Source organism: Tardiphaga sp. vice304 (assembly GCF_007018905.1).
Classification (GTDB): Bacteria; Pseudomonadota; Alphaproteobacteria; order Rhizobiales; family Xanthobacteraceae; genus Tardiphaga.
In genome coordinates, this window is record NZ_CP041402.1 from 5,538,543 (window position 1) to 5,551,931 (window position 13,389).

Sequence of the window (13,389 nt, forward strand, 5' to 3'; positions counted from 1 at the left end):
GCCATTCGCCGGTCCTTTCTTTCACGCCATTGCTTGGATCAGGACGTCTGCTTCAGCGCGACGGGGGCGGCGTCCTCGCTTTTCAGCTCTTCCAGCCGGCGGTGCCGCGTCTCGATCCCGAAGCCTGCCACGGCGATGATCTGTACGATCAACAGCCCGATCATCAGCGACATCACGCCGGCGACGCCGCGCGCCTCGAACAGCATCACCACCAGGAAAGGCGTGACGATGGTAGCGCCGCGACCCAGCGTATTGACAATGCCCGAGGCCCGCAGCCGCACTTCGGTCGGGAACAGTTCGGGGATGTAGATGCCGAACAATAGCGCCACCAGCACGTAAATCGGGATCGTCAGCAGGAAGCCGACGGCCGGCAGCATAATCGGATCCGAGATCATCGGATAGATGATGCCCAGCACCACAGCGATCAGCGACGAGCCGATGATCGTCGGCTTGCGGCCCCAGCGATCCGCGGTCAGCGCGCCGATGGCGGAACCGACCGGGGCGCCCAAGGCCATCAGCAAGGCATAGCTGAACGAAGTAGCGACGCTCAGCCCCTGTTTGATGAAGAACACCGGCAGCCAGGTGACGAAACCGTAGAGCAGCGTGTTGATGGTGATCAAGCAGATCGAGCCCACGATCATCCGGCTCAGCAGTGGCTGGGTGAACAGCGTCGAAATATTGCTGGACGGGGCCACCGCCGGCGCCAGCGCGGGGGTCGGCAGCGGCTGGCCCTGCGACGCCTCGCGCTCAATGGTCTGCATCAAGGCTTCCGCCTCCTCCTTGCGGCCGACGGCTTCCAGCCAGCGTGGCGATTCCGGCAGGTTCTTGCGCAAGTACCAGACGACCAGCGCGCCGATGCCGCCGAGCACGAACATCGCTCGCCAGCCGAACTGCGGCACGACGAAGGACGCCACCAGCAGTGCGACGGGCAGGCCCGTGACCACGCATACCGCCATCAGCCCGAGCCACTTGCCGCGCGACTTGGCGGGTACGAATTCGGTCATGGTGGAATAGCCGACCACGTTTTCGGCACCGAGGCCGATACCCATGAAGAAGCGGCAGATAATCAGGATGGTCATATTCGGAGCGAATGCGGCGGCCAGCGAGGCGACGCCGAACAGCAGCAGGTTGAACTGGTAGCTGAAGCGGCGGCCGAAGCGGTCGCCGACGAAGCCGGTGCCGAACGATCCCACCATCATGCCGACGAAGGTCATCGAGATGAAGATCGCGTTCTCGCCGAGCGTGGAAAATCCGGTCTTCAAGGTCACGCCGAGCACAGTACCGGCGAGATAGATATCGAAGCCGTCGAAGAACATGCCAATGCCGATCAGGGTCATGATGCGGTAGTGGAATGGTCCGATCGGAAGCCGATCGAGGCGGCCTCCGGCGTTGACTGAAGTCGGCATGGGCGTTTCCTATGTTGATGGGGTGCGCCGGACGGCTGCGTCTCTGTGGACTTTGGCAGCCGCCCGTTTCGATCTGTTAGTTCAGGCGCTTCTGGCCCGCCGTGTCGCGGTACCAGTCGAAATCCTTCTCGGCCGTGGCCACCATGACACTCTTGGTGTTGAAGTGCGTCTCGAAGCTCTCTGTGCCGAATTCGCTGCCGATGCCGCTGTCATCGACGCCGCCCCAGGGCGATGCCGGATCGAGCCGGTGGTGGTCGTTGACCCAGACGATGCCGGCGCGGACGCCCGCGGCGACGCGGTGGGCGCGGCCGACATTATTGGTGCGAATCGCCGCCGCCAGGCCGAACGGCGAGTCATTGGCCAGCCGCAGCGCGTCGGCCTCGTCCTTGAACGGCGTCACCGAGGTGAACGGTCCGAACACTTCCTCCTGGAAGATCCGCATGTCGGCGCGCACATCGGCAAACACCGTCGGCTTGACGAAGAAACCGCCGGCATGGCCCGGCACTTCGGCGGCAATGCCGCCGGTGACGAGACGCGCGCCGTCTTCATGGCCGAACCGCGAATACATCAGCACACGGTCGCGCTGCTTGGCGGAAATCACCGGACCGAGCTGCGTCGCCGGATCGAACGGGTCGCCGATCCGGATCGACTCCGTCTTGCGCAGTAGCTTCTCGACGAACTCGTCGTAGATCGTATCCTGCACGATGTGCCGGGAGGCGCAGACGCAGGTCTGACCGGCGCCAATGAAGGCACCGAACGCCGCATAATTGACGGCCTGGTCGATATTGAAATCGTCGAACACCATCACCGGCGTCTTGCCGCCGAGCTCCATGGTCTGGTGCGCGAACACTTTGGCGGCGGCGCTGCCGGCGATGCGGCCGGCCTCGGTGCCGCCGGTCAGCACCAGCTTGTTGATGTCGGGATGCTCCGCCAGCATCTTGCCGGCGTTCTGGCCGAGGCCGAGCACGACATTGAACACGCCATTGGGCAGGCCGGCTTCGGTAAAGATCTGCGCCAGCTTCAGCGTGGTCAGCGGGGTATATTCCGACGGCTTCACCACGGTGGTGCAGCCCGACGCCAGCACGGCGGCCAGCGACTTGCACATGATCATGAGGGGATGATTGAACGGCGTGCAGTTGGCGACGACGCCGATCGGCGTGCGCAAGGTGTAATTCAGATAATCGCCCTCAACCGGAATAACATAATCGCGGCGCGACAGCGCGAGGCCGGCGAAGTAGCGGAAGAAGTCCGGCAGCCGGCCGAGCTGGGCGCGCGTCTCGTTGAGCGGACGACCGTTGTTCAGGGTCTCCAATCGATACAACGTATCGAGATTCGCCTCGAACGCGTCGGCCAGCTTGTTCACCAGCCGCGCGCGGCTGCGGATATCCATGCCGCCCCATTCCTTGCTCTCGAAGGCGGCGCGCGCGCTCTTCATGGCGCGGTCGATATCGGCGGAGGTCGAGTTCGGAATCTGCGCGATCACTTCGCCGGTGGCGGGGTTGTGGACGTCGAGCAGCGTGCCGTCGCCGGCTTCGATCTGTCGGCCATCGACGAAGTTGCTGTGCGTCTCGACCTTGAGCGCGGTCGGATTGGCGGGAATATTCATGGGGATGTCTCCTAGATAATGACGGCGTTCCTGGCCAAGGCTGGCAGGACGCGTTTCTCGGTCTTCTGGATGTGGGCCCGGATGATGCGGGCGGCGGCGCGGCCATCGCGACGCTGCATCGCGTCGATCAGGTCGGCATGTTCGGTCACGAGCTGCGCGGGATCGTGGCCTTTGACGTTGGCGAGGCTGACGCGGACCAGTCGGTCGGCCTGCCCGATCAGGTCGCACGCCGCCACCGCCATGCGGCGGTTGCCGGACGCATAGGCCAGGGCGGTGTGGAAGGCGCGGTTGTAGGTGATGAACTCCTGGCGATCACCAACGAAGGTGCGGAATTCATCCAGCGCCGTCAGCACCGCGGCGGGCGCGTGTTCGATCGCCTCGGCGACGCAGGCGGGCTCCAGCGCCAGCCGGAAGCGCAGAAGGTCGCGCGCATCGGCCAGCGAAATCGGGTTCACCCGGTAGCCCTGTCGCGGCTGCACCGTCACCAGATGCTCGCGCTCCAGCCGCAGCAAGGCCTCGCGGACCGGCTGACGGCTGACGGCATAACGCTCGGCGAGGTCCTGCTCCCGCATATCATCACCCGGCGCAAAGCGGCAGGTCAGGATATCATCGCGCAGCAGATCGTAGATATTATCCCGCAAAAGCATCGTTTTTTCCGATTTTGTTCCTCAAACCTGACACACGTAAAATATCACGTCAACCCGTACTGAGCTTGAACTGTCCGTGAAATGCCGTATCAATGGCGGGCAGCAACGAGGAGATTTTCGATGGACCAGCTTTTTGCCGACGGGACCGTGAACGCCAGCATTGCCGGCAATGGTCCGCCGCTGGTGCTGTTTCATTCGCTGCTGGCCGACCGCGGCAGTTTCGAGCGCATCGTGCCCGAGCTCGCGAAGTCGTTTCGCGTGATCGTGCCGGAGCTGCCGGGATTCGGCGCGTCACGCGCCGTCGACGGCGGCCTTGCCGCGGTCGCCGATCGCATGGCCGCCTTCTTGCGCGAGGCGACGGCGGGCGAGTACGCGATCGTGCTCGGCAATGGCTATGGCGGCTTCGTCGCGCTGCAGATGGCGATTCGCCATCCGGGCATCGCCAAACAACTCGTACTGGCGGATTGCGGCGCGGCGTTCTCGGAACCCGGCCGCGAGGCATTTCGCAACATGGCGGCAGCGGCGCGCGGTAAGGGACTGGCCGCGATCACACCGGTGGCGATGCGCCGGCTGTTCGCCCCGGAATATCAGGAGGCGCACCCCGATCTGATGCGCGAACGCGAGGCGGCGTTCCTGCGCACCGACGTCGATGTCTTCCACGCGGCCTGCCTTTCACTGGCGGGGCTCGACCTGCGACCGGAGCTTGCGAAAGTGACCGTGCCTGTCCTGGTGATGGTCGGCGATCAGGACGAAGCGACCCCACCGCCGATGTCCGAAGAACTGAGCGCCCTGCTGCCCGACGCGCGCCTGCACGTGCTGAAAGGCTGCGCCCACGTGCCGCCCCTGCAGGCGCCGGAGGCGTTCCTCGACGCCATCGCGCCATTCCTGACCAACGGCGCGCAGACCCGCGGCGCCTGATCAATGCGACCGCGGCCGTCCTCGGATGTTGAGGGCCTCCGAAATCACGCCGCCTCGTCGCGCATCTGGTAGAGGCGGTACAGCATGCGCTGGCCGATGCGGCGGAACGACGTGAACGGGTGCGGCGGCAGCGGCGAGGTGAAGATCGGCAGGTCCTGCGCCGCGAAGCGCTGGCCGCCGATCATCTGCGCCATGCGACGGCCGGCCTGCGCCGAATAGGACACGCCGTTGCCGCCGTAGCCGAGCGCATAGAACAGCGTCTGCTTCGGGTCCGGGCGGAAAATGCGCGGCATCATGTCGTGGCTGACATCGACCCAGCCCCACCAGGAATAATCGATCTCGATTCCGGTCAGGGCCGGAAACTTGCGGTGCAGACCATCGATCAGCAGTTGCAGGTGGCGCGGATGCGCGGCGTCGGCGCCGGTGATGGCGCTGCGGCTGCCGATCTGGACGCGGTTGTCCGGCAGCAAGCGATAGTAATAGCGCAGCGTGCGGGTGTCGGTGATGACCTGGGTGGTGCGAAAGCCGGTGACGTCGAGTTCGGCCGGGGTCAACGGCCGCGTCACGATCGAATTCGACAGGATCGGCATGCAGCGACCGCGCAAGGCCGGCGTCAGGCCACCCGCCGTATAGGCTCCGGTGGCGATGCCGACGGCGCGGGCGCGCACGGTACCGCCCGGCGTGCGCAGCGAGTGGATGCCGCCGTTCGTCATGATCTCCAGCACCGGACTGCCGGGATGCACTTTGGCGCCGAGTTCGCGCGCCATGCGTTGATAGCCGAACGCAAGCCTGGCGGCATGTACGCCGGTGCCGAGCGGCTCGTGCAGCGCGCCGACGGCTTCGGCCTCGTTGAGATAATCGCGGCGCACGTCTTCGGCCGACAGCATGTGCGTCTTGTAGCCGAACACCTCGTTCTGGACGCGAGATTCCGCCGCGAGATGATCGAGCGCGCGCTGGCGGTGCGCGATATGCAGATGCCCGCCGCGCTGCGGCTCGCAGTCGATGTTGCCGGAGGCAATCAGCTCTTCGAACGTCTCGAAACCGTCCTGCACCTCGGCGTGCAGCTTGAGCGCGATATCGCGGCCCCAGCGTTCGATCCATTGCGAGCGCGACAGCCGGCCGGCGGCGTTCTGGCCCTGCCCGCCATTGCGCGTGCTGCAGCCCCAGGCGACGCCGTTGGCTTCCAGCACAACGGCCTTGATGCCGAACTCGCGCGCCAGGAAGATCGCGCAGGCCAGACCCGTATAGCCGGAACCGATAATCGCGACGTCGGCGTCGATGTCGCCGCTGACCGGACCGTCATCCTCCGGCGGCGTACCGGCGGTGTCGACCCAGTAGGTCGGCGCGTATCGCCGGTTGCGGCCGGGGCTGGCGGAGACCAGCGGATCGTAATGCGGATCGTACGGCGCCTGCGAGGTCATGGCGTCGCTACCTCAGAGGGCAGCACCGGCCGATCCTTGCGGAAGGCGCTCTTGCGCGAGAGCTTGTCGCCGCTGAAGGTGAAGAGATCGCAGCCTTCGGCCTCGATGCGGGTGCCATTGGCGGCGGTCCCGCGAAAGATCCATTCCGACAGGCCGCGGTCGCCGAACACCGAATGCGCCGTGCAGGTCCAGCTGACATCGGGCATCGCGCCCCACACCGCCTCGAACGCCGCCTGGACGTCCGCGGTGCCCGTGATGCGACGGCCGAACATTTCGGGACCTGCGGCGGTGTCGAACACCACGTCGTCGGTCATGCATTCCATGACACCCGGAGCGTCGTGCTTGTTGAAGGCTTCGAACAGGCGGACGAGCAGCGCTTCGCGCCGGCTCTGCAGATCGGACATGGCAATGCTCTTTCATCTCAACGCTGGCCATCGCCACGGCGACGACGGGACTCACGATGCCAGCCTGCTCGCCGCGCGATTAGGGCCAGTTGCGGCGCGCCATCCGGCCAGACCGATCTGGCCCGATCAAAGGCCGCGAGTGGCCCCTTCGCTTGTCCGGCAAAAACCGGCATGGTCCGGCATGACTGATTTGCTGCTTTCGCTCGGTACGCTGGGCCCATTGCTGACCCCGCGCCTGATCGCTCTGTCGGTCGCCGCGGTGTTTTTCTCGGCTATCCTGCGCGGTTTCACGGGCTTTGGCTTCGCGCTGGCGGCGGTGCCGCTGCTCGGCATGTTCATGTCGCCGACGCAGGCGGTGCCGATCGCCATCGGGCTGCAACTGATGGGCAGCCTGCTCGATTTCCGCCACGCGACAAAAACCTGCCACTGGCCGTCGCTGCGCTGGATGATGCTGGGCGCGGCTCTCGGCTCGCCGATCGGCGCGCTGGTGCTGAGCCAGGTGCCCGCCCCGGTGGCGCGGCTGGTCATCAGCGCGATCACGCTGCTCGCGGTGCTGGCGCTCGGCCGCGGCTTTGCCCTGCCGGCGATGCCCGGCCGGGCGGTGACGGCGATCACCGGCTTTGTCGCCGGCCTCTTCAACGGTCTTGCCGCGATGCCGGGCCCGCCGGCGGTGGCATATTACATGTCGGCACCGGTCCCGCGCGCCACCGTGCGCGCCTCGCTGATGGTGTTCTTCCTGCTGACCTCGGTCGCCGCGATGATTTCGGGACTCGCCATCGGCCTGATCACGGTCCAGACCTTCGCCCTGTCGCTGCTTGGCCTGCCGGTGATGTGGATCGGCACAAGGATCGGCCACCTCGCTTTCATTCGCAGCAATGACGCGATGCACCGCCGCGTCTCTATCGTCAGCCTCGGCGTGATCGCTTTGGTGAGCGCCGCCAAGGGCATCAGCGAGCTGTTGTAGTCACGACATTTTCGCGATCAGCCGGCCGAGGCGCTCAAGACCGGGCTCGATGCGGTCGGTGCGGATCGAGGAAAAGCCGAGCCGGAAGCAGCGCCGCTGCGCGCCCTCGACCATCGAGAACACGTCGCCGGGCTCGATCACCACGCCTTCGTGGCGCGCCAGTTCGGCGAGCTGGGCGGCATCGACTCCCGGCGGACAGGTTACCCAGTAGCTGGTGCTGCCGGCGCCGCGAAGCCAGCCGCAGCCGGCCAGATGTTTCGGCAACAGCCGGTCGATGACGCGGGCGCGCTCCAGCAGCACGCGCGAAACCCGCGCGAGATGCGAGCGGTAATGGCCGAGGCCGATGAACAGCGCCACGACGCGCTGATTGTTGAGCGGCGGATGCCGCAGCATCAGGCGGCGCAGCGCGCGCAATTCGCGGATCACGGGCGCAGGCGCCACGGCATACCCAAGCCGCAAGCCGGGCGCGAGCAATTTGGAGAAGCTGCCGACATAGAGCACGCGGTCATGGCGATCGAGGCTCATCAGCGGTGGCAGCACGCTTCTTTCCGCGATCAGTTCGCTCTCGTAATCGTCCTCGACCAGCAGGACGTCGTGATCCTGCGCCTTTTTCAGCAGGTCGAGCCGGCGCGCATAGGACATCGGGACCGTCGTCGGGCACTGGTGGCCGGCGGTGACATAAGCAAGATCACAGCCCGCGAATTCGGCGTCGGGTACCAGGCCGTGCTCATCGACCTGCAACGGAACGATGTTGCCGGTCAGCATGCCGAAGATGTTGCGCGCGTCGGGATAGCCGGGATCCTCGAGGCCGACGCGGGTTTCAGGCTTGGTGAACAAGGTCGCGATCAGATACAGCGCATGCTGCGCGCCGATCGTCATCATGATTTCGTCCGGCCGGGCGCGGATGCCGCGGCGCGGCAGCACCTGCAGCCGGAGCTCCTCGATCAGCGCGGGATCGTCCTCGTCGATGGTGTCGCGCGCCCAGTTGTTGATCTCCGGAACGCTGAGCGCCGCACGCGCGCTTTCGCGCCAGTCATTGGTCGGGAACAGGCTGGGATCGAACTGGCCAAAGATGAACGGGTACGGGTAGTCCTGCCAGTTCAGCGGCTTGACGATGTTGCGATGGGTCGAGGGGCGAACCGCGTAGCGATCGCTCCAGCGCGCGGCGTCCAGTTCGATCGCCGCAGGCCTGATCGAAGCGGCCGTTGCCATATGCTTCGGCAGGCCGGCGACGAAATAGCCCGAGCGTTCGCGCGACACCAGAAAGTTCTGATCGACCAACTGCTCGTAGGCAATGACCACGGTGTTGCGCGACACCTGCAGCAGGGCCGCCAGTTCGCGGCTCGACGGCATCCGCACGCCCAGCGACAGCCGGCCGTCCTCGATCGCCGCATAGATCATCTGCCGGATCTGCAGTTGCAGAAACGGGCCGCGGCGATCGAGATCGAGAAACAACGAGCCCCAGAACAGCCCGTCGCTGATCCCCGATGAAACCGGCCGGGCCTCGGCTGCCATTCGGCTGGAACGTGAATTCGCCATCAAGAGCTCCGCGGGAAGCAGCACCACGCCATCTTCCCGATTTCCAATCCATTCACCGAGCAAAAGCCGCGCCAGCATCTCGAAAAGATGCCGGGCACTGGCCCCATTCGTGCATACTATCTGGCGCTGGCTAGGCGCAATCCAGAGCCGCACGCTTCGATCACAACATTTCGAGGATAGCCAGTGCACGCGGATACAGTGATCTTTTCGGCCCGCAGAATCGTGACGATGAATCCGTCGCGCCCGCAGGCGACGCATGTTGCAGTGCGTGAGGGGCGCGTCGTTGCGGTCGGCAGCCTCGCGGAAGTCGGCGGCCATGGCGCCACCGTCGATGAGCGCTTCAAGGACAAGGTGCTGCTGCCCGGCTTCGTCGAGGGCCACAGTCACATCATGGAAGGCATGATGTGGAATTTGCCCTATGTCGGCGCCGGCGACCGTCGCTCCCCGGAGGGCAAACTCGTCAAAGGCCTGCCGGATATCGAGGCGATTGTCGCGCGTTTGCAGCAGGCCGAAGCGGAGATGACCGATCCCGACGCGCCGCTATTTGCCTGGGGCTTCGATCCCCTGCACATCGGCAGCCATTCGCTGACGCGGCAGGATCTCGACCGCGTCTCCACCACGCGGCTGATCATGGTGGTCCACGCCAGCTTCCACATCAGCAACGTCAACAGCCTGGTGCTGGAGAAGGCCGAGCTGAACCGCACCACCAACATTTCCGGCGTGGTGATCGGCAGCGACGGCGAGCCGTCCGGCGAAGTCCAGGGCATTGCCGCGCGCTTCCGCGTCTTCCGGGTGATGGGCGTCAATCCGCTGTCCGGCAATCTCACCATCGACGACGTCAACCGCTACGCTTCCTCCGCCTGCGTGCAGGGCGTCACCACCATCACCGACCTGCACAATGATCTCGCCGAGCAGACCGTCGAGGTCTATCGCGCCGCCAGCCGGCGCGAGGATTTCTCGGTGCGGCTGGTGCCGGCGCTGGCCTCGGTGTCGCATACGCCGGAACAGGGCATCGAGAAGCTCGCGGCGCTGAAGCTGACGAACAACGACAAGCTGCACTACGGCATCGTCAAACTGGTGGTCGATGGCTCGATCCAGGGCTTTACCGCGCGGCTGCGCTGGCCGGGCTATCATAACGGCGCGCCGAACGGCCTGTGGTACATCGCGCCGGAAGAGTTGCCGGTTATCGTCGAGGCCTATCATCGCGCCGGCGTGCAATTGCACATCCATACCAATGGCGACGAAGCCACCGAAGTGGCGCTCGACGCCGTCGAGGCCGCGCAGATTGCTGCGCCCCAGCCGGACCACCGTCACACGCTACAGCATTGCCAGATGGCCGACGCCGCGCAGTTCCGCCGCATGAAGGCGCTCGGCCTGTGCGTCAATCTGTTTGCCAACCATCTCTATTACTGGGGCGACTCGCATTACGACCTGACGATGGGCCCGGAGCGCGCGCACCGGCTCGACGCCACCGGCACCGCCGAACGCGTCGGCGTGCCCTACGCGATTCATTCCGACGCCCCGGTGACGCCGCTCAGTCCGCTGTTCACCGCATGGTGCGCGGTCAACCGCATCTCGTCCGGCGGCCGCGAACTCGGCAAGGCGACCGAGGCGCTCACGGTGCAGCAGGCGCTGGCCGCAGTCACGATCGGCGCCGCCTACACGCTGAAGATGGACCATCTGGTCGGCAGCATCGAGACCGGCAAATATGCCGACTTCGCGGTACTCGACGAAGATCCGTTCGAGGTCGCGCCCGATGCGATCCGGGACATCGCCGTATGGGGCACCGTGGTCGGTGGTCGTGTCCGCGAGGCGCCCCGCGCATGACGGCCAAGCCGATGACGATTCCCGTGACCGTCGTGGGTGGCTTCCTCGGCGCCGGCAAGACCACCTATCTCAATCACCTGCTGCGCACCGGGCGGTCGCGCACCGCCGTGCTGGTCAATGATTTCGGCGCGGTAAATATCGATGCCGGGTTGATCGCGAAGCATGACGGCACCACGATGACGCTGACCAATGGCTGCGTGTGCTGCAGCATCGGCGGCGGCTTCCTGGATACGCTCGGCAGGATCCTCGACGACGCCATTCCCTTCGATCACATCATTATCGAGGCATCGGGCGTCGGTGATCCCTGGCGGATTGCGGAGATCGCACTGGTCGAGCCCAGCCTGCGGCTAAACGCGGTGGTCGTACTCGCCGACGCGACGCGGATCGAAACGTTGCTCGCCGACCCACGCGTCGGCGACACCGTGCGCAACCAGTTCGACCGCGCCGATCTGGTGCTGCTTACCAAGACAGACCTCGTCGGCGAGAGCGCGACCCGCGCCGCAGCCGCCGCGATCGCAGCTTTGCGCGACAGCGTAACGATCGCCGCGACGTCGCCGCAGGCAATGCCGGATCTTCCCGGGATCGGCAAGACATCGACCTCGCCGTTCCGGGCCGACGCGGTGGCGGATACCGCTATCCATGAGCAACTCTTCAAACGCTGGACCTTCCGGCGTCCGGGCGCCTTCGACCGCGCCCGGCTGGAAACCGCGCTGCATGCATTGCCGCCGTCGCTGCTGCGCCTCAAGGGCGCCTGCCCCTGCGATACCGGTGCCCTGCTGCTGCAGATGGTCGGACGCGACTGGTCGCTGACGCCGGTGGCCGAATCGAAGGATCACGATATCCTGCTGGTCGGAGTCGGCACCGTCGATCTGCCTGATACCACCCAACTCGATGCCATTCTTGACCGCGCGCTGGCTGCGCCCCTGCCTTTCACCAACGCGCACGGCGGGTTTCAGCCGCCCGCGGCTTTATTCCATCCCTTGCAAAAAGGACCGCCCCATGCCGTTGAATGACCCGTCGTTGAAACTGACGGCCTCGCGAAGGACGCTTCTCAAAATCGCGTTCGGCCTCACCGTGCTGCTGGCGGATGCGGCGAGCCACCTCGCGCCGGCTGCCGCCGCCGATGGCGGCACGCTGGTGATGGCCACGTCGCAGGTGCCGCGGCATTTCAACGGCGCGGTACAGTCCGGCCTCGCCACCGCGATGCCCTCGACGCAGATTTTCGCCAGCCCGCTGCGCTATGACGAAAACTGGAATCCCAAGCCCTACCTCGCGGAATCCTGGGAGGTCGCCCCGGATGGAATGTCGGTCACGCTGAAGCTCGTCAAGAACGCCGTATTCCACGACGGCAAGCCGGTTACTTCGGAAGACGTCGCCTTCTCGATCATGACCATCAAGGCCAACCATCCGTTCCAGACCATGCTGGCGGCTGTCGACAAGGTGGAGACGCCGGATCCGTTCACGGCCATCATCAAGCTGTTGCATCCGCATCCGGCTTTGCTGCTGGCGATGTCGCCGGCGCCGATGCCGATCCTGCCCAAGCACATCTACGGCGACGGGCAGGAGATCAAGGCGCATCCGGCGAATCTGAAGCCGGTCGGCTCCGGCCCGTATCGCCTCACCGACTACAAGCAGGGCGAGTACTATACGCTCGAGAAGTTCGACAAGTTCTTCATTCCGGGCCGTCCGAAGCTCGACAAGATCGTGGTGAAAATCGTCTCCGACAGCAATGCCGCGATGGTCTCGATCGAACGCGGTGACGTCAACGCGCTGCCCTTCGTGGTCGGCGTCCGCGACATCGAACGCCTCGAGAAAATGCCGGGCGTGACCATTACCAACAAGGGCTTCACCGGCGTCGGTCCGATCAACTGGCTGGCCTTCAACACGAAGAAGAAGCCGCTGGACGACGTCCGCGTCCGGCAGGCGATCGCCTTTGCTGCCAACCGCGACTTCATCACCAGCAAGCTGATGGCCGGAAAGGCTGCCGCCGCCACCGGCCCGATCGCGCCGGGATCGCCGCTCGATGAACCCAACGTCGAGAAATACAAGCTCGACCTCGCCAAATCCGGCGAATTACTCGATGCCGCCGGCTATCCCAAGAAGCCGGACGGTTCGCGGATGTCGCTGACCATCGACTACATCCCCGGCGCCGACGAACAGCAGCGCAACGTCGCCGAATATCTGCGTTCGCAGTTGAAGCGCGCCGGCATCAACCTCGAAGTCCGCGCCGCGCCGGATTTCCCAACCTGGGCACAGCGCATCTCCAGCTTCGACTTCGATCTCACCATGGACACCGTTTTCAACTGGGGCGACCCGGTGATCGGCGTCGACCGCACCTATCTCACCAGCAACATCCGCAAGGGCATCATCTGGTCCAATACCCAGCAATACAGCAATCCCAAAGTGGACGAGTTGCTGGTCGCTGCGGCCCGCGAAACCTCGCCCGACAAACGCAAGGCGATGTATTCCGAATTCCAGAAGATCGTGGTCTCGGACGCGCCGATCTATTTCGTCAACGCGGTGCCCTACTACAACGCCTTCAGTAAGGGCCTGTCGAACCTGCCGACGACGATCTGGGGCATGATGTCGCCGCTCGACGAGATCAGCTGGGACACGCTGCCGAAGAACTGAGGTCGTCGTTTCGCAACAGGCAGCAA

Annotated in this window: 11 protein-coding genes; 5 read left to right on the forward strand and 6 right to left on the reverse strand. The window is 65.2% G+C overall.

Annotated elements, in window-relative coordinates; all coding sequences use genetic code 11:
- Positions 1–38 precede the first annotated feature (38 nt).
- The 3 genes from FNL56_RS26390 to FNL56_RS26400 all read right to left on the reverse strand — a co-directional run bounded on the left by FNL56_RS26390 (position 39) and on the right by FNL56_RS26400 (position 3,659).
- A complete protein-coding gene (locus FNL56_RS26390; RefSeq protein WP_143575762.1) occupies positions 39–1,406 on the reverse strand; it encodes an MFS transporter in 1,368 nt (455 codons plus the stop codon).
- 76 nt (positions 1,407–1,482) lie between these two features.
- Positions 1,483–3,012 (reverse strand): aldehyde dehydrogenase, encoded by a 1,530-nt coding sequence (locus FNL56_RS26395; protein WP_143582466.1) that lies wholly within the window; start codon positions 3,010–3,012, stop codon positions 1,483–1,485.
- Between the two features lie 11 nt (positions 3,013–3,023).
- Positions 3,024–3,659, reverse strand: a complete 636-nt coding sequence (locus tag FNL56_RS26400; protein ID WP_143575764.1) for a GntR family transcriptional regulator — start codon at positions 3,657–3,659, stop codon at positions 3,024–3,026.
- Positions 3,660–3,779: 120 nt separating this feature from the next.
- On the opposite strand from FNL56_RS26400, the gene FNL56_RS26405 reads away from it, so the two are divergent.
- Positions 3,780–4,577 carry an alpha/beta fold hydrolase gene (locus FNL56_RS26405; RefSeq protein WP_143575765.1) on the forward strand — a complete coding sequence of 266 codons (798 nt, stop codon included), beginning with the start codon at positions 3,780–3,782 and terminating at the stop codon, positions 4,575–4,577.
- A gap of 44 nt (positions 4,578–4,621) precedes the next feature.
- Here the strand turns inward: FNL56_RS26405 and FNL56_RS26410 are convergent, their stop codons facing one another.
- Positions 4,622–5,998: an NAD(P)/FAD-dependent oxidoreductase gene (locus FNL56_RS26410; protein ID WP_143575766.1), complete on the reverse strand. Its 1,377-nt coding sequence runs from the start codon at positions 5,996–5,998 to the stop codon at positions 4,622–4,624.
- Positions 5,995–6,402, reverse strand: a complete 408-nt coding sequence (locus FNL56_RS26415; RefSeq protein ID WP_143575767.1) for a nuclear transport factor 2 family protein — start codon at positions 6,400–6,402, stop codon at positions 5,995–5,997. Before FNL56_RS26415 ends, FNL56_RS26410 begins: the two co-directional genes overlap by 4 nt.
- A 181-nt stretch (positions 6,403–6,583) precedes the next feature.
- On the opposite strand from FNL56_RS26415, the gene FNL56_RS26420 reads away from it, so the two are divergent.
- On the forward strand, positions 6,584–7,366 hold the full coding sequence (locus tag FNL56_RS26420) for a sulfite exporter TauE/SafE family protein (RefSeq protein ID WP_143578432.1): 783 nt from the start codon (positions 6,584–6,586) through the stop codon (positions 7,364–7,366).
- Here the strand turns inward: FNL56_RS26420 and pdxR are convergent, their stop codons facing one another.
- Positions 7,367–8,881: a MocR-like pyridoxine biosynthesis transcription factor PdxR gene (pdxR, locus tag FNL56_RS26425; protein WP_441351318.1), complete on the reverse strand. Its 1,515-nt coding sequence runs from the start codon at positions 8,879–8,881 to the stop codon at positions 7,367–7,369.
- A gap of 207 nt (positions 8,882–9,088) precedes the next feature.
- Between pdxR and FNL56_RS26430 the strand changes: the two genes are divergently transcribed.
- The 3 genes from FNL56_RS26430 to FNL56_RS26440 are packed head-to-tail and all read left to right on the forward strand — an operon-like array spanning position 9,089 to position 13,363.
- On the forward strand, positions 9,089–10,732 hold the full coding sequence (locus FNL56_RS26430; protein WP_143582467.1) for an amidohydrolase: 1,644 nt from the start codon (positions 9,089–9,091) through the stop codon (positions 10,730–10,732).
- Complete coding sequence (locus FNL56_RS26435) at positions 10,729–11,745, forward strand: CobW family GTP-binding protein (protein WP_143578435.1); 1,017 nt, start codon at positions 10,729–10,731, stop codon at positions 11,743–11,745. Before FNL56_RS26430 ends, FNL56_RS26435 begins: the two co-directional genes overlap by 4 nt.
- A complete protein-coding gene (locus FNL56_RS26440) occupies positions 11,732–13,363 on the forward strand; it encodes an ABC transporter substrate-binding protein (RefSeq protein ID WP_143582468.1) in 1,632 nt (543 codons plus the stop codon). The genes FNL56_RS26435 and FNL56_RS26440 overlap by 14 nt, the downstream gene beginning before the upstream one ends.
- Positions 13,364–13,389 lie beyond the last annotated feature (26 nt).

Coding starts and splice junctions, on each gene's coding strand:
- FNL56_RS26390 (WP_143575762.1), bottom strand. CDS start 1,406: ATGCCGACTTCAGTCAACGCCGGAGGCCGCCTCGATCGGCTTCCGATC.
- FNL56_RS26395 (WP_143582466.1), bottom strand. CDS start 3,012: ATGAATATTCCCGCCAATCCGACCGCGCTCAAGGTCGAGACGCACAGC.
- FNL56_RS26400 (WP_143575764.1), bottom strand. CDS start 3,659: ATGCTTTTGCGGGATAATATCTACGATCTGCTGCGCGATGATATCCTG.
- FNL56_RS26405 (WP_143575765.1), top strand. CDS start 3,780: ATGGACCAGCTTTTTGCCGACGGGACCGTGAACGCCAGCATTGCCGGC.
- FNL56_RS26410 (WP_143575766.1), bottom strand. CDS start 5,998: ATGACCTCGCAGGCGCCGTACGATCCGCATTACGATCCGCTGGTCTCC.
- FNL56_RS26415 (WP_143575767.1), bottom strand. CDS start 6,402: ATGTCCGATCTGCAGAGCCGGCGCGAAGCGCTGCTCGTCCGCCTGTTC.
- FNL56_RS26420 (WP_143578432.1), top strand. CDS start 6,584: ATGACTGATTTGCTGCTTTCGCTCGGTACGCTGGGCCCATTGCTGACC.
- pdxR (WP_441351318.1), bottom strand. CDS start 8,881: ATGGCAGCCGAGGCCCGGCCGGTTTCATCGGGGATCAGCGACGGGCTG.
- FNL56_RS26435 (WP_143578435.1), top strand. CDS start 10,729: ATGACGGCCAAGCCGATGACGATTCCCGTGACCGTCGTGGGTGGCTTC.
- FNL56_RS26440 (WP_143582468.1), top strand. CDS start 11,732: ATGCCGTTGAATGACCCGTCGTTGAAACTGACGGCCTCGCGAAGGACG.